The sequence below is a fragment of the Clostridia bacterium genome, from assembly GCA_017394805.1.
Taxonomy (GTDB): Bacteria; Bacillota; Clostridia; order Christensenellales; family CAG-1252; genus RUG14300.
The window spans coordinates 19,488-40,211 of the sequence record JAFPXC010000029.1; the positions used below are offsets into that span (position 1 = coordinate 19,488).

Here is a 20,724-nt window from a genome sequence, read left to right on the forward strand (position 1 = left end):
ATGAGACACAACGTCCAATCCAACCAATCCAATCAGTCGAAGACAACTCGCACAGCCGCCGTCGTAGCGGTGCTGCTTTTGATATTGACGGTCACGGCCGTCATCGCCCTCTATGCGGTCAGCGCCGACCTTGCGGCCGCCTCGGGCGCCGCCTACGCCCAATCGTCCGCGTCGGACGCCAACGTGATGGATGGTAGCGCGTTCCTCGACCAGGCCAGCGCCGAGGATTGGAAGTACTACTATATCGACGGCTCCACCTATGATCCTTCTTCGAGTTTCGCCGACAGTTCCGATATCGGCAATTTCTCTATCTCTTCTCCCATCGCCGGCAGTTACTTCACCGCTTGGCAAGAAGAAGATAACAACGACGGTAATTCCAATCCGTACAACCAAGCTTCGGACGGTCTCTATTACGACAACAAAGGCATTACTTCGGGCGCCACTTTGATGCGCGCTTGGATCAATTTCAAAATCCCCAACAACCTTTTGCGCGTGATGAAGCTCGGCCTCGTGTCTATCTCCACCGCCGCCACCGTGGGCACCAGCTCGTCCTCTTCGTGCGCTTGTGCCGCCGCCGCCATCAACTTCGGCTCCGCGGCGAAGAGTTCTTCTTCGCAGTACAACGGTACGGGCGTTTCTTTCTCCACCGCGCAGTCGAACGGCGGTTCCAACGGTTCGGATTCCACCGGCGTCAGCAAGACGATTTCCGCCTCGGACGTGGCCACCGCCGTGTCCGGTCTCAGCGAAGGCAGCGCCTATATGTACGTGTGCTATTCCATCGGTCACGACGGCTACTTCAACCTCTTCGGTACTTGGTGGATCGCCGCCAATACCTACGTCAAGAACGCCAGCCTTTCCATGACCATCGCCCAGCCCAAAATCAAAGTCGGTTTGTCCACGCCCACCACGGCCGGTCAAGCGGGCAACCGCGCCAATATCTACCAAAAGGTAACGGTCAACAGCTCCGCCGTCAGCCAGACCGACTGGTCCACCTACACCTTTACCAAGTACAATAGCACCTTCGCCGTGTCGGCCACCGCGGATACCTACTACAACGGGCCCACCCTCTACCGCGGTACCAGCGGTTCTTTGTCCTCTACGTTCGGCACGGCCATGAGCGGCACCAGCTGCACCGTCAACTTGTCCAATATGGTCAGCACGTACAAGCACAACGGATATATAGCGGCGTACTATACACCCAAGAGTTACACGCTGTATTTGTACGATATGAACGGGGTGACGGGCGGTAGCGCATTTACGTTCTCGTCGTACAATGGTACGGACGGTACCTACGGCAAATACAAGACCTATACGATTTACCACGACAACACCTTCAGCATCCCCGTCGCCAGCACGATAGGCTCCAACGTGGGCAGTTTCGCCAAGTGGGTGAAGATTTCCGGTCCCGGCGCGGCCAGCTACGGCGACGGCCAATCCATCGCCGGCAACCTGATTACGGGCGAAATGAAGTACAAGGCGTCGTTCGCATCTTACGGCATACAAAATACGCCCACCGGGCAGAAATACTACGACCAGTGGGACACGAGCGCCCGTACCTACTACGTTACGGGCAACGCTACGTTCGGCAAGTCGGACGAGGCTCTCGCGGGCACGCACTACAGCACCATTACCATCACCTATGATGCGTTTTCGGGCTACAAAGGCGTCAACAGTTCGGGTACCGTGTCCTATACCATCGACGGCGTGTATGCCAAATACACTTCCGGCCCCCTCAACGGCGTGGAGATAGCCTTGGACGTAGCCAGCGGTACGCGCACGTACAAGTTGCCCTATTGTTGCGGCAACTACTACATATACAGCAGTTGGAAATATTCGCCCACGCAATATAATATTAAGTGGTACAAGAGTGACCAATCGACCATCATCAGCCAGCCGGGTAGTGAAGTCAGCGGCTATTTTACTTATTATTTGGCGGGCACCAGCATCGCGGGCGCCCAGTTCCCCTACCCCAGCGGTTACGTTTCGTCCGGTTACGTCTTTGCCGGTTGGTATACCAAGGGTACCAACACCCTCAAGATGAGCATCACGACGAGCGATACCGGCAACAAGGAGTTGTATTTTAAGCAAGAATATTATAGGAAAACGTGGACTACCGCCGGCGGTTATGTCGATGGTAATAGCTCCGGTACATACAGCGGTAGTACTACTTTGGATTGGGGCTCCTATTGCGGCAATATTTCGGGTAGCTATGGTTATTCCTATTCAATTAGTGTGAGCACCAATGCGGTCACCAATGGCATTTACGTACGATTAGATCGTAATAATGGTGTTCGTAGCAGTACTTATACTATCAGTTGTGGCACGCTGACTTTGAGTGCTGGGGGAACCAGCAAAACGGCGTCCGGTACCGCTTATTATGAAAAAGGTGGTTCGGCCTGGCCGTGGTCCGGCGGTTGTGATGAGACGCGTTACAGTAGCATTTCCGCACAGTCCTGGTCCGGTATCAGCGGCAGATCGGTTGCGCTTAGTTGGAGTTGTCCATATAGCAATGGTGGCGGCTACACTTGGGTCAATCATTGCATCAAGAGTTGCTCGGCTGTGACCTTTACCGCTGACATCAGTTTGTCGCGTTCTAGTCAGACCGCCGTGCGCAAAGTGACGTACACCGGCGGCGGCACTAATTATTATACGTACGTAAAAAGCGGCGACACCGTGTACGTTCCCGCCGCCGTATTCGGCACCATATCGGCGGGCAAGCGGTTTGACGGGTGGAAAAACGGTTCCACCTTGTACAATTACGCCAGCGGCTCCTACCAAAAGTCGATAAGCGTCTCCTCGGATACCACGCTCACCGCGTCGTTCACCACCGAGAACTACGTCATACCCACCTACGACGTCTATTTCTGCAACGATACGGTCAAAGGCACGCTGACAGCCGCGCAGAAGAGCGCCTATCTCACCAATAGCAAGATATCCACCGGCAACAAAGTGAAGATATGTCGCGCGCCGCTCTATACGGCGCACGGCTCCAACGTCGATTTGTCAAGCGTTTACGAAAAAGCGGCGGGCGCCTATTCGGGCGGCACCGACGCCGAGATCAACAACCCCAATTCGGACGACAACTTCACCCAAAAGGGTTGGTACACCGACGACAGTTGTTCTTCGTCCGCCGGCAGTTCGGTCGGCAGTTCTCTCACCAAATCGGCCAACCCCTACTACCTCAAGTGGACGTTGGACGCACCCGCTTTGTCCGGTCTCGTCTCCAGCCCCACCGCCGTCAATTACGGCGAGGGCTTCCACGATTTGGACAGTTATATCACGTTGTCCATGGGCGACAACAGCGCGTCTTTCCCCGCCTATACCGAGAAGGTGTGGGTGCCCAGCAGCGGCAGCAACAACTTCTGGTTCAACGGCAGCAGTTACGCCACGTTCAACGATACGACCAAGTTGTACACCTTCGACGAGAAGTACAATCGTATCTACGACGTCGGCGCCAGTTATTATAGCGGCAACAGCACCAAGGTCTACTACTACTGCATCGGTTATTCCGTCATCAACGTAGCCGGTACTTGGCTCATCAGTTGCTCCGCCACCAGCTCCACGTCGGGCACCAACCGCGTGGATCCCGTCATCAATCCCATCGCGTTGACCTTGACGTTCAACCAGACTTCGGCGTATTACAAGGCCGCCGCCTACGACATTGCCGACCTCATCACGGTCTCGGCCGCCAACGGCGTGCCCGCCAATACGTACGCCATCGAAAAGAGCCGCGACTGCACTTGGTACGGATACAACTCCACGACGCCCTCTTCTTCCGTCAAATATTACGGCGGCGTCCAGCTCGGCACGCCCGCCACCAGCTTCACCAGACGCAACAGCGCGTTTTCCGACTCTCGTACGGATTACTACGCCAACTCCATTCGCAACGCGGGCACCTACACGATGAGTAGTTACTATATTCTCAAGAAGAGTGCCGACAGCAGCAGCACGTCCTCTTCGGACGAAAACCTCAACTATATTTGGTCCAACACGACCGACAGCGACAAGCGCAAGTTGGTGACCAACAGCAGTACCCAATTCACGGTGCTGCCCATTTCGCTTACCCTCACCGCGCTCACCTATTACAAGGACTTCGGCACCACCACCACGACCAACAAAAAGACGTTCTACAACGAGGCCTCGTCCGGCTATCCCAGCTACGACCCCACCAAGTTGTGCCTTGACGTCGCCGGCTTGCACGCCAACGACGCAGGCAACTCCACCTACAACGCCATCGCTTCGGCCTTGTCCGTCGGCTCGAAGACCGCGGCGGGCAACTACGATATGCTCTTGACGGAGAGCAATATCGACGCCTACGTGCGCAACAACTATGCTATCACGGTCAAGGGCGCGTGTATGTACGCCACTCTGGCCAACGCCGTCAAGAACGCCTACTATTCGCACACCTTCGACGCCACGCTTTCGGGCGGCGTGTACACCATTCCCCACCTGTACGACATCGAGCCCAAGGCCATCTCCATCTCCGCCACCAAGAGCGGCTTGGACAGCAGCAATAAGGGTACTTTCGACGGCAACGTCCACGGCTACACCTTGGCCTTTACGGGCTTGGTCTCGGGCAGCAACGTGCGCTTGGTCAAAGTGCTGACCTCGGGCAGAACGGGCACCATGACCTACGGCGGCAATACCGTCAACTACAAGGACATCACGTCCGCCGCCGCCAGCTACACGGTCGGCATGAAGGACGCGGGCAGCTACAGCTACACCGTCGCCGTGACCGAGGGCACCAACGCCTTGGTCGTTCCCGTCAACAAAAGCTTCTTCGATCCCACGACCGACTACGCCGTGGGCGATTACGTCATCTACGACACCGACCTCACCGACAACACCGCCGGCAAGGCCTATCGCTGCAAGGCGGCGCACACCGCCGGCGCTTGGACCGCCTCCCACTTCGAGGAAGTGTCCGTCGGCACTCTCACCAACTACGCCGTTTCCAATGCGTATCTCACCACGCAATCCTGGACCATCAACAAGAAGGCCCTCACCATATCGACCTCCAACGTAGGCGCGGCCACCGGCTCCGCGTATGCCGCCGCCGCACGCGGCTACAACGTCCAATTCGTCGGTCTCGTCCTGCGCTCGGGCGACAGCGACGGCTCGGGCGAGGCGGTCAAGATCACCTATTCCACCGGTTATACCTCGGGCGGCACCACCTACGCGGCTTTTGCCACGCATACGGCGTTGGTGTCCAATAGCACCGTCATCAAGACGGGCACCAACTACGCCTTCACGTCCACCAACGCGGGCACCTACGGCGTGTCCTTTACCGCCGTAGCGCAGACCTTCTCGGACGGCCAAACCACTAACACGGGCTTGCAGAGCCTGTACGTCTCGGATAGCAAGTACTATCGCGAGACCGCTTTCGGCACCGCCACGGGCACCAACTACAGCATCAGTCAGACCGCCAACTACACCATCGCCAAGAAGGCCTTGACCGCCACTTGGAAGAAGAGCACCGACTCCACCACGGTCACCACCGCGCAGAGTTACGAGTACACGGGTAGCGCCTACGGCTACAACCTCACCGTGAGCGGTTTCGTGGCGAATGAGGCCGTGGACAACGTCGCCTTGACGATGAGCGTCACCAGCAAGGCCAACGGCACGCTCAAAAAGGCCGCCGCCGCCGATACTTCCGTCACCAACAGCAGTTATTACCGCATGACCAACGTGGGTACGTACACCTGTACCGTTTCGTTGGGCACGCACACCAACTACACCCTCACCACCTCTACCCTCAACTTCACCATCTACACCAAGACGGTCAACGTCACCAAGTGGCTCCTGGTGCCCGGCAACATCGGCAACAGCAGCACGGTGGAGCAGGTCAGCCAAGCGGCCTACGCGGGCTATGGCGTCAACCGCTCGGACAGCACCGTAGAGGTTAACTATTGGGGTGCCAACTGGACGTTGCTCGCCTTGGGCGCCAACAAGGTTTCGGGCGACACCACCACCGCGATGGATTACTATTCGGACGAGTTCGACGACGTGTTCGGCCACTATTACAAACACCGCGCCTACTCGGTAGGCTACGTCGTCAGTTACAACGGCACCTTCTACCGTTGCAAGACCGCCATCGCTTCGGGGCAGAACTGGACAGCGGCCAACTGGGAGACCTTCTCCACCGCCTACAGCGCGTCGAGCACGTATGCGTTGGGCGCGTACGTCAAATATGATAATAAGGTGTGGAAATGCACCACGGCCATTCCTACCGCCGAGGCTTGGAATGCCGACCATTGGACCAACATTCTGCCCAGCTTCACCAACAACCAAAAGAAAGACGCGGGCACCTACACCGCCGAGGCGGTGACGGGCAGCCACAACTATACGCTTAACGTCAAAACGCAAAGTTGGAAGATCAACACCGTCGCGTTGACGGTTTCGGCATATCGTCCCTACGACGACGACATCGTTTTCAGCACGACAAAAGCCTATCAGCAAGGTGCCTACGTGCAATATAACGGCGGGTTGTATTATGCCAAAAGCAATTTGGCCGCCGGCGCTTGGAACTCGTCCAACTGGACGGCGTGCACTTCCGCCGCCTATGCTGCCAGCCACTCCTATTCGGTGGGCAACTATTGCGTGTACAACAACCAGCATTGGCGTTGCACCAAAGCCTATACGTCGGATAGTTCCGCCACGTGGGTAGCCGCCAACTGGGTCAACATCAGCGGCCGGAGCGCTACTGATAACGCCGGCCCCTACGTGGGGGTGTACAGCAAAAACAATTACGGTTTCGCCATCAACCTTAATTCGCAAGGTTATGCTATGGCTGTGCCCACGTTCAGCAGTACGACGCAATATTACACCAACCAATACGTTATTTATAGTGGCAATTACTATCGCTGTACGGCCAATGCCAAGGGCGAATGGTCTTCCGTTTCGTCCAAGTTTACGGCGGTGACCGCGTTGGAGGCATGCGCGCAACGCAAATTGTTGGTCAACTACGTATGGTCGTCTGACTACACAAGTTTCCGTTTCTCCAACAGCAACGGCAACGTGACCTACAGCGCCGACGTCGGACATAAGTTCACCGCCATCAATGCGGGCACCTATTCGGTGACCGTAGGTTCCAACAACAACAACTACACGATGACCGCCGTCACCAAGACCATCACCATTCGCAAGCGTCAGGTCACCGTGGATTGGAACGGCAACGCCAGCCAGACCTACACGGGTAGCGCGCTGTCGTTCAACCCCACCCTCGGCGGCACCATCTCGGGCGACACGGTCAGTTTGACCGCCGCCAGCGGCAAGACCTGCTCTACCTGCACCTCTACCAACGGGCGCACCGTCACCAACAGCGCCACCAACGTGGGCAACTACGTTACTTGGGTCACCGCGCTCGCGGGCACGTCGGCCGCCAACTATTGCTTGCCCGGCAGTTATACCTCGGGCACCAATACCTACAACGGCACCTACAGCGCCGTTACGTCCTACGACGGCACCGACTACCATAGTACCTATCACAAGAATTGGGCCATCACCGCAAGGCCGTTGACCATTACCCTCACCACGACGGCGAGGACGTACACGGGTGCGGCGCAGTCGGTCATGACCATCAACGTCACCAATATGGTGGGCGCCGAGACCTTGAGCCTCAACGTGGCGCACACCGACAAGATCATCGGCACCAACACCAACCTCACGGGTTCGGGCTACGCGATGGCTTCCAAGACGGGCGCCAGCATCAGCAGCAACGTGGTCACCTTCACCTCGTCCAATACGGGCAGCACGTCCAACAACACCTCCAGACAGGTGTCTTTCAACGTGGTCAAGGCCGGTACCTATACCTTCACCGTTACCCTCAGCGGTATGAGCAACTACACGATCAAGTCCGACTCAACGGGCTACTCCTCGGGGCAGGCCACCGCGGCCGCCACGATGAGTCAGGCCGCCCTGACGCTCACTTGGGCGGGTACGGGCAGCACCACCTACGACGCGACGGCGCACGGCGTCAACGTCACCTTGGCCGGGCTCAAGAACAGCGAAAAAGCCGTCTTTGCGGTCACCTCTACCTACGCGTCCAACACCTTGGTCAACGCGGCGGGCGTGGCCAACGGCACCTATAACTTCCGTTCCACCAACGTGCGTATCTCCGGTGGCGCCGTGGCCGCCTACTCTGTGACGGCCGCCACCCTTGCCACGGGTTCGCCCACCGCGTTCAATACGGCTACCGCGTATGCCGTGGGTGCGTACGTGTACAACAATACCAATTACTACGTGTGCGTTGCGGCGCATAGCGCGGGCAATTGGGTTGACAGCCACTTCCAGTTGGCCGCCGATCCCAACAACTACACCGTCACCGCCAACTTGGGCGCCGCCACCAACTATACCATCAACCAAAAGGGCGTCACCCTCACTTGGTCGGGTGCGGGTTCCTGCACCTACGACGGCAGTAAGCACGGCGTAGGCGTGACGGTCGCGGGCTTGCTGGAGAACGCCGTGTTTGCCATCACCAGCGGCTATGCCGAGAATACGATGTACGCCGCGGCGGGCGTGGGCGACGGCTCCTATACCTTCCGCTCTACCGACGCGGGCACCTACACCGTCACGGCGGTATCCATCACCACCACGTCGGGCAAGGCCAACGCCAACAACTACGCCATCACCACCAATTTCGGCTCGTCCAACGCCAATACCAAGTACGTCATCAACAAGTCCGCCTTGTATATTACTTGGGCGGGCATGGGCTCCAAGACCTACAACGGCTCGACGTCCACCGTCACCGCCACCGTGGCCGGTCTCAAAAATAGCGAAAAGGCCGTGTTCGCGGTGACCACATCCTACGACAGCAATACGCTGGGTGCGTCGGCGGGCGTCACCAATGCGGCCTACAACTTCGTCACGAAGGCCAACGCGGGCACCTACAGCGTCACGGCGCTCACGTTGTCCTCTATCTCGAGTGGGCAGGCCAAGACGGCCAACTACTCCTTCACCTATGCGCCCGTGTTCAACAAGTCCACCGGCTATGCGGTAGGCGCGTACGTCTACTACAGCAGTAAGTACTACAAGTGCACCACCGCGCATTCGGCGGGCGATGATTGGAACGCGGCGCACTTCACCGAGACTACCTTGTCGGCCATGACGACCTACACCATCAACAAGGCCACCGTCACCCTCACTTGGTCGGGCACGGGCTCCTGCACCTACGACGGCGCCAAACACGGCGTCAACGTGCAGGTCGCGGGCTTGGTCGGCAGTGAAAAGGCCGTCTTCGCGGTCACGACGTCCGGCTATGCCGAGAACAGTCTGCGCAATACCACCACGGGCGTGGGCAACGCCTCGGGTTACACCTTCCGCGCCATCAACGCGGGCACGCACACTGTTACGGCGGTCAGCATCGAGTCCTCGGCCGTGTCGGGCACCGCCAATCCCGCCAACTACACCTTGACGGCCAATCTCGGCACGTCCAACGCCAACACCAAGTATATCATCAACAAGAAAGCGCTCACCGTCACTTGGTCGGGTGCTTCGGGTACGCACGCCTACACGGGCGTAGGCCAGGGCGTCACCGCCACCGTGGCCGGTTTGGTCGGTAGCGAGAAAGCCGTCTTCGCCACCACCACCACCTTCGCGGCCAACGGCGGCATCGTCAACGCGAACGGCGTGGCCAACGGCACCTACACCTATACGGCCACCAACGTGGGCACCTACAACGTGACCGCGCTCACCCTGTCCTCTATCAAGGGCGGTCAGGCCAGCAAAGACAACTATACCTTCACCAACAACGTGTCGGACGCCAACTGCCAGTACACCATCTCCGCCGCCACCATCACCATCACGTGGGCGGGCGCGGGCAGCGGCACCTACAACGCGACGGCGCAGGGCGTCACCGCCACCGTGGCGGGCTTGCAAAACGGCGAGAAGGCCGTCTTCTCCGTCACCACCACCTACGCCACCAACGCCTTGCGCGACGCCACCAACGGCGTGGCCAACGGCAGTTACGCGCTCAAGTCCACCAACGCGGGCACCTACACCGTGACGGCGGTTACGCTGTCCGCCATCAAGGGCGGGCAGGCATCTACCGCCAACTACACGCTGTCGGCCAACGTGTCGGACGCCAACTGCAAATATATCATCAACAAGGCCACCATCACCCTCACTTGGGTAGGCGGCAACGGTAGCGCCACCTACGACGGCGCGGCGCATGGCGTCAAGGTCAAAGTGTCGGGCTTGATCGGCTCCGAAAAGGCGGTCTTTGCCGTCAGTAGCACGGGCACGGTCTATCCCACCACTTCGGCGTTCTGCAAGGCCGACGGCGTGGGCAACGATACCACCACGGGCTACGACCTGACGGCTATCAACGCGGGCACCTACACCGTCACCACGGTCACGTTGTCCGACGTCAAGGGCGGTTCGACTCCCAGCAAGGACAACTACACCGTCACGCCCAACCTCGGCTCTTCCGCCGTCAATACCAAGTACGTCATCAACAAGAAGGCGCTTACCCTCACCTGGTCGGGTGCGGGCACCACGACCTACAACGGCGTGGCGCAATCGGTGTCCGTCACCGTGGCGGGCTTGGTCGGCAGCGAAAAGGCCGTCTTTGCGTCCACCGACAACTATGCGGCCAATACTTTGGTCAACACCACTTCGGGCGTCGCCAACGGCACCTACGCCTACAGCAGTATCAACGTGCGCGTGGTGGATTCCGCCGTGGCCGCCTATTCGGTGAGTTCGATCACCCTGTCTTCCATCAAGGGCGGGCAGGCCGTCAAGAACAACTATACCTTTACGTCCAACGTATCTACGGGCAACTGCAACCTCACCATCAACCGCGCCACCATTTCCATCGCTTGGAGCGGCGCGGGCAACGGTACCTACACGGGCACGGTACAGCAAGTCACCGCCACCGTGTCGGGCTTGCAGAACGGCGAGAAGGCCGTCTTCACCGTCACCGACACCTATGCCACCAACACCTTGGTGGATACGACTTCGGGCGTGGCCAACGGCAGTTACACCTTCTCGTGCACCAACGCGGGCACCTATAACGTGACGGCGGTGTCGTTGTCTTCCATCAAGGGCGGGCAGGCCTCTACCGCCAACTACAATACGCCCATCACGGCGAACATCAGTGACGCCAACTGCAAGAGAGTCATAGGCAAAGCCACCATCGTGCTCACTTGGTCGGGTACGGGCAGTCACGCCTACGACGGCAATACGCACGGTGTGGACGTGCAGGTTTCGGGCTTGCAAAACAACGAAAAGGTCATTTTCTCGGTCACGTCGACCTACGCTTCCAATACCTTATATAACGCCGCGGGCGTAGCCAACGGCACGGGCTATACTTTCCGTGCCACTCACGTGCGCGTGGTCGATTCGGCCGTCGCGGCCTACTCGGTCTCGGCCATCTCCATCGCCGCGGGAGGCACCGCCACCGCGACCAACTACCAGTTGGATATGGACGGCGCGGTCTCGGGCGTGCAGACGAGCATTCCCACCGCCAAGACGTCCTACACCATCAATCCCACCACGCTCACCGTCACTTGGTCGGGCGCGGGTGATTCCACCTACACGGCCGCGGCGCAAACGCTTACCGCCACCGTGTCCGGCCTCATCGGCACCGAAAAGGCGGTCTTCGCCGCCACGAATACCTACGCTTCCAACACCTTGGTCAACGCGTCGGGCGTGGCGGACGGTAGCTACACCTTCTCGTGCACCAACGTGGGCACCTACGACGTGACCGCGCTCACCCTGTCTTCGGTGGTGGGCGGCTACGCCACCAACTACTCGTTGACCAACAACGTGTCGACCGCCAACTGTCAAAAGGTCATCGGCAAGGCCACCATCGTGCTCACTTGGACGGGCGCGGGCAGCACCGATTACGACGGCAATACGCACGGCGTCAACGTACAGGTCTCGGGCTTGCAGGGCGGTCAAAAAGTCGTCTTGTCCGTCACGTCCGATTACGATTCCAACACCTTGTACAACGCGTCGGGCGTCGCCAACAACACGGGTTACATCTTCCGCGCTACCAACGTGCGCGCGGTCAGCAACGCCATCGCCGCCTACGCGGTGACGGCCATCACCATCGCCTCGGGCGGCACGGCCACCTCGGCCAACTATCAGTTGGATATGGACGGCGCGGTTTCGGGCAGACAAACCGCCATTCCCACCGCCAAGACGTCCTACACCATCAATCCCAAGGCCCTCACGATGAACTACACCGTCTACACGGGACTTGCCTACAACGGCAGCGTGCAGACAGGTCTCAGCCTGTCGGTCAGCGGTCTCGTCAGCGGTCAGACCGTCACCTTGGGCTACGCCTACACCTGCGGCAACACGACGGGCGTCAGCCCCGCCGCCGGTTCGGGCAAGACCTTGTCCGTCACCACAAGCGCCACGCAGACCTTCGGCGCCACGCACTACGGCACCTACACCGTCACCTTCGACAAGACCAAGACGGGCGACTTCTATTCCAACATCAAGACGGGCGGTAGCGTCAACCGCAACTACACCTATCCCGCCTCTACCGACGAAAGTTTCACCATCGGCCAACGCACGGTCACCATCGTGTGGACGACCGACGACTACGACGATTGGGACGGTCAACACGCCACGCCCTATTCGCCCTACCTCGGCATCGTGCGTGAGGTGTTCGCCTCCGTCGGCAACGCGGTCGGCTCGGACGTGGTCACCCTCACTTTGACGGGCAACCAGGCCGTGCTCAAAGGACAGTATCGCGCCACCGTCACGGGCTTCAGCGCCAACCCCAACAGCGACTACGCCCTGCCTTCCGACGCCACGTTGTACTTCGACTGGTCCATCACGGCGCGTCCTCTTAGCCTCAGCATCAGCACGGACAGCACCAAGACCTACACGGGCGCCGCGCAACAAGTGGCCACCGTCAATATTTCGGGCATTTGCGCCGACGAGTACGGCACCTACGATACCATCGGCTACGTCATCACCGTCACGGCGCAGGCCACGGGCACCACGACCACCATCACCAATTTGGGCGCCCGCTTCACCTCGGGCGGCGCCGCCATCACCAGCGGCAACGCCTACGGCACTTCGGGCACGGCGGCCGGCGTCTTCAACGCGGGCATTTCGGTGGTCAAGGCCGGTACCTACACCATCGAGGTCTCTCTCTCGGACGACCTCACCACCTATCCCGCCAACGACAACTACGAGATGACCTCGCAGAACGGGTCTATGACCGTCGCGCGTCGCACCGTCACCGTGGGTTGGGGCGCCAGCAACGGCGGCTCCAGCGTGTTCGACGGCAGTACGCACGGCGTCACGGCCACCGTCTCCGGCATCCAAAACAGCGAGACGATCGTCTTCACCGTCGGCACCAACAACTTCACCAACAAGGGCTTCACGAGCGGCACGACCAACGTGTCCAACGGCTCCTACAACTTCACGTCCGTCACCGCGGGCAGCTACTCGGTCAGCGGCATCACGCTGTCGAGCGTGGCGGCCGGCGCGGGTAGCGCCAACACGGCGTGCATCGCCTCCACCAACTACTCGTTGTCCGCTACGAGCGCGTCCTACACCATTTCCCAACGTCCTCTCACTATCACTTGGGACTATTCGGCGCCCTTCACCTACGACGGCGAATCGCATAGCGTCGCGGCCACCGCGGGCAATACGGTTGCGGGCTATCCCGTGTCCTTCGTCTATTCGGGCTCGGGCGTGCAATCGGCCACCGCCGTCGGCAATTATACCGCCGTCATCAGCGGTTGCTCGCCTTCGGTCAACTACCGCTTGCCCGTCAATTCGGGCACCGAGGCCACCGAGTACGCCAAACTCACCTTGGCATGGTCTATCGGCAAGCGCACGCTTACCATAGATTGGAGTACGGCTTCCAGCCTTATCTACGATATCTACGGCAACGCGCAGGGCATCAACCTGACGGTCGGCAATCTGGTCGCTTCGGACACCATCACGCTCAACTACGTCATCAACGGGTACTACTACACGACGGCGGGCGCGGTTTCGTCCAACGCCTACGCCGCCTACAACGATAGCGTGACCACCTCGGCGGTGGCCACCAGCATCACCTTCCCCGTCACGCGCGTCAACGCCGGCAGTTACACGACGTCCGTCGTGTCCATCGCCGCCACCAACGGCGGCAACGCCAATTACAATCTGCCCGCCAGCAACAGCGGCAGTTTTGCCATCGCCCAAAAGGTCATCGGCTTCTCTTGGGATTATTCGACGCCCTTCACCTACGACGCCACGGCCAAGACGGTCAACGCCACCGCTACGGGCGTCGCCGCGGGCACTACCTTGTCCTACACCTACTCCACCACGGGCGTATCTCCCGTCGTGGCGGCGGCCGCGGGCCATTCCAAGACGCTGGCCGGCACCTACAGCACGGTGGTCACCTCCATCAGCAGTGCGGGCACCGATTACCTCAACTACATTTTGGGCGCCGCTTCCACGCGCACCTTGGCGTGGGAGATTCAAAAGCGCACCCTTACCGTCAGTTGGAACGATCCCACCTTGGTCTACAACGGCAACGGCCAAGGTCTCACCGTCACCATCGGCAATATCATCGCGGGCGACGACGTGGGCTTCACCTCTACCATCACCAACACCTTGGACAGCAGTGTGACCAACGTCAACTTCGTCAATACTTCGTCGTCCACGTCGGCGGGCATCGCCACCTACGTCTACAACTTCACCGCTACCGCGCACGCGGGTACATATACTACCGCGCTCACGGGTATGGACGGCACGCACACCGAGAGTGCCAACTATCAAATCAGCGGCAGCAAGAACTACACCATCGCCCAACGCGAGGCCACCATCACTTGGACGCCCGACAGTTTGGCGACTTCTCTCGGCAACGCGGCCTTGGCCTGGACGTCCTATTCCACCACCTATAGCGGATTGCAACGCTCCGTCGTGCCCACCGCCGCCGCCGTCGCGGGCAACAACGGCGTATTGACCGCCGACCGCTCGCACGTGTCCTTCGCCTATACGGGCGCCACGGGCACCAACGTAGGCAGTTACACCGTCACCGTCAGCGCGGTCACCGACGACAGGGGCTACGCCGACTACAAGTTGCCCGAGACCATCAGCAAGGCTTGGTCTATCACCAAACAAACCATCGCCGCGCCTTCGTGGAAATATGGCGAAACGCCTTTGGCCTCGGCCAATATCGTGTACAACGCCGCTACCCAAACGGTCACCGCCGTCGTGACGGGCTACACCGTCAACGGCTCCACGGGCGCTACCGTCACCGCCAACGTGGCCTTTGACTACGTCACCGACGTCGGCAACGGCATTCGCAATAGCGCCGTAGCGGCCGGCACCTACACCGCCAAGGTGCGCCTTACCGCGGCTTCCTTTGCCAACTACGCCTTCGCGGGCGGCGTGCAAGAGGCCACGCAGTCCTGGACGATCAACCGTCGTCCCGTCAAGGCGACCGACCTCAGCTGGAGCACCACTACCTTGCCCTACATCGGCACGGGCAACGACCAGACGGTCACCGCCACCATCAACAACCGCTGTACGGGCGACACCATCACCATCACCTACGTCAATTCGGGCACGGTGGTCAACCACGCCGACCAAGTGGGCACCTACACCGCGCGTATCTCGGCCTTGTCCAACGCCAACTACGTCATCGACACGTCGGCGGGACAACTTGAGACCACGTGGCGTATCACGCCCAAGGTTCTCACCGTGGCTTGGACGGCGGGCGCCTACACCTATGACGCCACCGCCCACGGCATCACCGTGACCGTCAGCGGCATCATCGAGACCGATACCATCACCCTCAACCTCACTTCTTCGGGCATCGAGGGCAACGTCAGCGCCACCTATTCGGGTGTGGGCGACGGTACGATCTCGCGCACCTTTACGGGTATCGCCGCGGGTAGTTACAGCGGCAACGTGGCTTCCATCGCCAATACGGGCGACGGCGCCAACTACAGCCTGCCCGCGTCTACTTCGGGCAGTTGGTCTATCGCCGCGCGTACCATTCATCTGGCATTCGCGCCTTTGGCCGGCAATACAGGCGTCTACGACGGCACCACGCAGGGCGTGCGCTTGACCGTCACCAATATCGTCGCCAACGAGACCGTAGTACTCACCACGTCCACCAACACCTACGTCAACAAGGGCATCGTGGGCGGCACGACTGCCGTGTCCAACACCACCTACGACTTTACGTCCGTCAACTACGGCAGTTACGACGTCAACGTGTCGGGCATTTCGTCCGTCACGGCCACGCACGCCAACAGCGCCTACGCCGCCGCCGCCAACTATACGTTGGCCACCTCGGGTACCACTTCGTACTCCATCGCACAGCGTACCGTCAGCCTCACGTGGGGCGTGCCCACCGTCGTGTACTTCTATGACGCCGAGTGGGACCAAGCGGGCGCGTGGGTAGCGCCCAAGGCCTACTACTACATCAGCGGCACTTCTCCCGTGGTCGACAATGGTTGGCCCGGCGTGGCGATGGAGCCCGTCGCCGGCTCGCCCGGTTGGTATTCGGCCTATGTCGACAGCGCGGCTACGCATATCGTCTTCAGCGACAACGGCAGTGACGTCCGCAAGACGGGCGATTGGGCCTTCGATCCCGCTACGCCCACCTTCTTCTACGGCGTGGCCCTGCCGCAGATCCCCGACTATACCACCGTGTACTACTACAACGAGAACGGTTGGACGATGCCCTACGCGCACGCTTGGTGCACCGCCAACGTATCGGGTACCGAGCGCACTTGGTCGCCCGTCACTTGGCCCGGCGTCATGATGACCGATTTGGGCGGCGGCTGGTACAGCGCGCAGGTCAGCAGTATGGCCAACCGCGTGGTCTTCAGCGAGAGCGGCAACAATGGCATCAAGACGGGAGATTTGGTCTTTGACCAAGCCCGCGCCTATTATTGCAAGGGCGTTTGGTCGTGCGAGCAACCTGCCGACGCCAACTCCCTGACCATCTACTACAAGAACGTCAACGATTGGGATACGCCCTACGTCCACGCTTGGCTCAGCAGCAACAGTAGCGACAGCACCGTGTGGCACGGCGTCGCCATGACCTTGGTCGACGGCGAGACCGATATCTACAAGGCCACCATTCCCGCTCGTTACGACAGAGTCATCTTCAACAACGGCTCGGACGAGCAAACGGGCGACTTGGTCTTCAACAAGGCCAACGCCTATTGCACGTCCTGCTCGGTCGGCAGCACCACGGCCACTTGGTCCAACTACAATCCCACCATCACGGCCTCTATGTCCACCGCCTACGTCTATAACGGCAACAAGCACGGCATAGCCGTGACCATCGGCAATATCCTCCAAAGCGATATGGCCGCCATCTTGTTCGGCTACACCAACGACGGCACGGACGCTTCCGCCAAGGTCTTGGGTGACTACTACACCGAGGGCGGGTTGGATCTGCAATCCTGCAGTTATATCTTCCGCTCCACCAACTACCGTTCGGTGGCCTACACCGCGCTCATCACCGCCATCAGCGCCAACCCCAACAGCAACTACAAGTTGCCTACCGAGGGCTTGTCGGGCAGCTGGTCCATCGCCCAACGCGTATTGAACGTGGCTTGGACCGATAACGACGCGGTCTCCGAGTACGACGCCACTTCGCACGGCGTCACCGTGCACGTCAACAACGTGGTGCAGGGCGACAGCATCACCTTCACCGTGGCCACCAACGGCGCGGTGCCTTCGGGTACGACTTGGTCGATGACGGCTTCGTCCACCTTGCTCTTCAACACCTTGGGCTTCAACTCCGTCCACGTTCTCAACAACGAGAATTGGTACACGGCCGCCATCACGGCGCTCTCCAACGACAACTACACCTTGCCTTCGTTCGGCCTCAGCGCGCGCTACAAGATCACGCGCACCGAGATCGCCTTCGCTTGGCACTTGGACGGCTCCGCCACCCTCAGCACCACCTACGACGGCAACGCGCACACGATTACCGCCGTGCCCACCAACCTCATCGGCACGGACGCCTGCACCGTCACGGTCATCAACAATTCGGCCACCAATGCGGGCACCTACACCAACGCGTATGCGAGCGCTTTGTCCAACAACGACTACAAGTTGCCCGCCTCGGTCGCCTTGTCTTCCTGGACCATCAACCAACGCCATATCGACCTCTGCATCAGCGAGGCTTCGGTGGTATACAGCGGCGTGGCCAAGGTGGTCGGCGACTTCGACGTGTATTTCAGCAATCAGGTCGCGGGCGAGACCGTCAACTTCACGACCAACCTCGCCACCGTCAACGCGCGCAACGTGGGCAACTACAGCTTCACCGCTACCTTGTCCTCTATGCCCAACTACGTGCTGGATACCGCTACGGTCAACTTCGCCATCACGCCCTACGTGGTGGGTATGAGCGACCTCACGTGGACGCACGACACCTACAAGTATAATGCGGGCACGTACACCGCGTTCGGCAGCACGGCCTACACTTGGGGCGACGCCATCACCTACAGCGCCGACAATTTGCAGGAGTTGTATCACAATCTCACGGCCTCGTTGGATAGCACCAATGCGGTGTTTGCCAATTCCACCGTGGGCTTCGGCTCCTACTACTACGGCTTGTGTACCTGCGGCCTAAGCCACAAGGAAAATATGGTCGAGGTCTACTACAAGAACACCAACGGTTGGAGCACGCCTACCGTCTACGCTTGGCATGGCTCGAGCAACAACGGTTGGCCCGGCACCGCCATGACGTTGGTCAGCGGCACGACGGATATCTACGTCGCCGAGATCGATATCACCTACGACAACGTTATCTTCAGCGACAACGGTTCCAATCAAACGTCCGACCTGACCTTTGACAAAGCGCACAACTTCTACGACAACGGTACGTGGTCTTCGCGCACGTCCTATTATCACGCCAATCACCAATGGTTCTCGGGCGCCGCGACCGAGTACAACAGCGCCCACGGCGGCGCCAATGCCGGTAAGTATTGGCTCGAGTTGCAATTCACGGGTACCGACGCCGCCAACTTCGTCTTCGACGGCGCGGATATCGGCTACGGCGACACCAACTTCTTCTCGGGCAGCAAGACGGCGGGCGCTTCTCTCAAGAGCCCCGTCAGCGGCAACGTGCTCACCTCTTGGGCGGCGCGCACCACGGCCGATAACAAGATGTACGTCGTCACCTACACCGTCAACCAAGCCATCGGCGGCATCGTCGCCGACAGCAATTCGGGCACCGTCACCAAGGTCTTCGACGGTACCTACTACCGTGAGCCCATCGTGATTACGGGCATCACGGCGGACGCCGTGTTCGTCCTCATCGACGGCGTGCAGTACAGTTACGCGCAGTATCTGGTCAACACCGTCATTCGCAACGCCGCAAGTTACGAGGTCAAGTACGCCACCCTCAACGCGACGGGTAGCGACGAGTCGTGTAACTTCACCGACGATACCTTCGATACGTACACGACCACCATCACCATCAACACGCGCAACGTCTACGTTACCGACAACTCCGCCGTGGACGATTGGACCAAGATCTACGACAACTCCACCGCATACACCTACTACGACGTGGCGGCGGCCGTGGATACCACTTCGCCCGACGTGCATACGGGCATCGTCGCGGGTACGGACGCCACTTTGTCGGCCGCCTTTGCGGACGTCAACGCGTCTCTAACTGCCAAGACCATCACGTTCACCCTGAGCGGTACCGACGCCGCCAACTACGTGCTCTACGTGGACGGCGTGGCGCGCACCACCATCAGCGGCTACATTCAACCCAAGCGCGTGGACGTCACCCTCACGGGAGCGGTCGACAAGGTGTACGACAAGGTTTCGGCCTTCACCGCCTACACCTGGACGGGCAGTTTGGCGCAAGCGCCCGTGTCTTTGTCCGCCGCCTACAGTTCCACGCAGGCTTCGGCCTCGGTGGGCGACCGCACGGTCACCTTCACCTTGGGCGGCAACCCCGCGCACGTGGCCAACTACGTCATGTATATCGACAACGTGCAACGCACGTCCCTCACCGCCACCATCTTCAAGAAAGGCATCGCGGTCGTCAGCTTCGACCACACCAAGACCTACGACGGCACCACCGCCGCCAACGTGGTGTTCCAGAGCTCGGCCATTCTGGAGGGCGACAATATCACCGTCACCGCCACCTACGACAACAAGAACGTGGGCACGGGCAAGACCATCACCTACACGATGGTCGGCGCCTCGGCCGATACCGACAACTACAAGTTCGGCGCGGACGGCACGGCGGGCGCGTTCAGTCAATCCTCTATGTCCTTCTCCAACGGCGTCATCAACGCCCGTGCCTTGGAGTTGGTGTGGACGTACGACACCGTCAACAACGTCTACGACGCCACGGCGCACGACTGCGTCCTGACCATCAGCAACATAGTTGCCGGCGACAGCACATTGGGATTGACGGGCTACGCCACCGCGACCTATACGTCGGGCGGCTTGTCCCTCAACCGCTTCACCTTCACCTACAGCAATACCAACGCGGGTTCGTACAGCCGCACCGTCACTATCACCGATAGCAACTATTCGATCGCGAGCGGCGCGACCTACAATTGGACCATCGCCCAACGTCCCTTGACCGTCACTTGGTCTATCGGCGGCACGCCCGTCGTCACCTATACCAAGGTGTTCGACAACGTGGAAGTCGTGGTGGCCTACGACGTGGCCAATATCGCCACGGGTGAGGACGAGAACGACCTCAACGCCACCATTACCGACGTGCGCGCCACCAACGTGGGCGAGTACGTGGCCACCTACGCCATCGACAAC

General features: G+C 59.9%; 1 protein-coding gene (cut by a window edge). It reads left to right on the forward strand.

Going from position 1 to position 20,724, the window contains the following annotated elements:
* A protein-coding gene (locus II896_07385) for a starch-binding protein (GenBank protein MBQ4444458.1) crosses the window boundary here: on the forward strand, nucleotides 1–20,724 show its 5' portion. Its footprint extends 16,845 nt past the window's final position; 20,724 of the gene's 37,569 nt are visible here — the first part of the coding sequence; it begins with the start codon at nucleotides 1–3; its stop codon lies beyond the right edge, outside the window.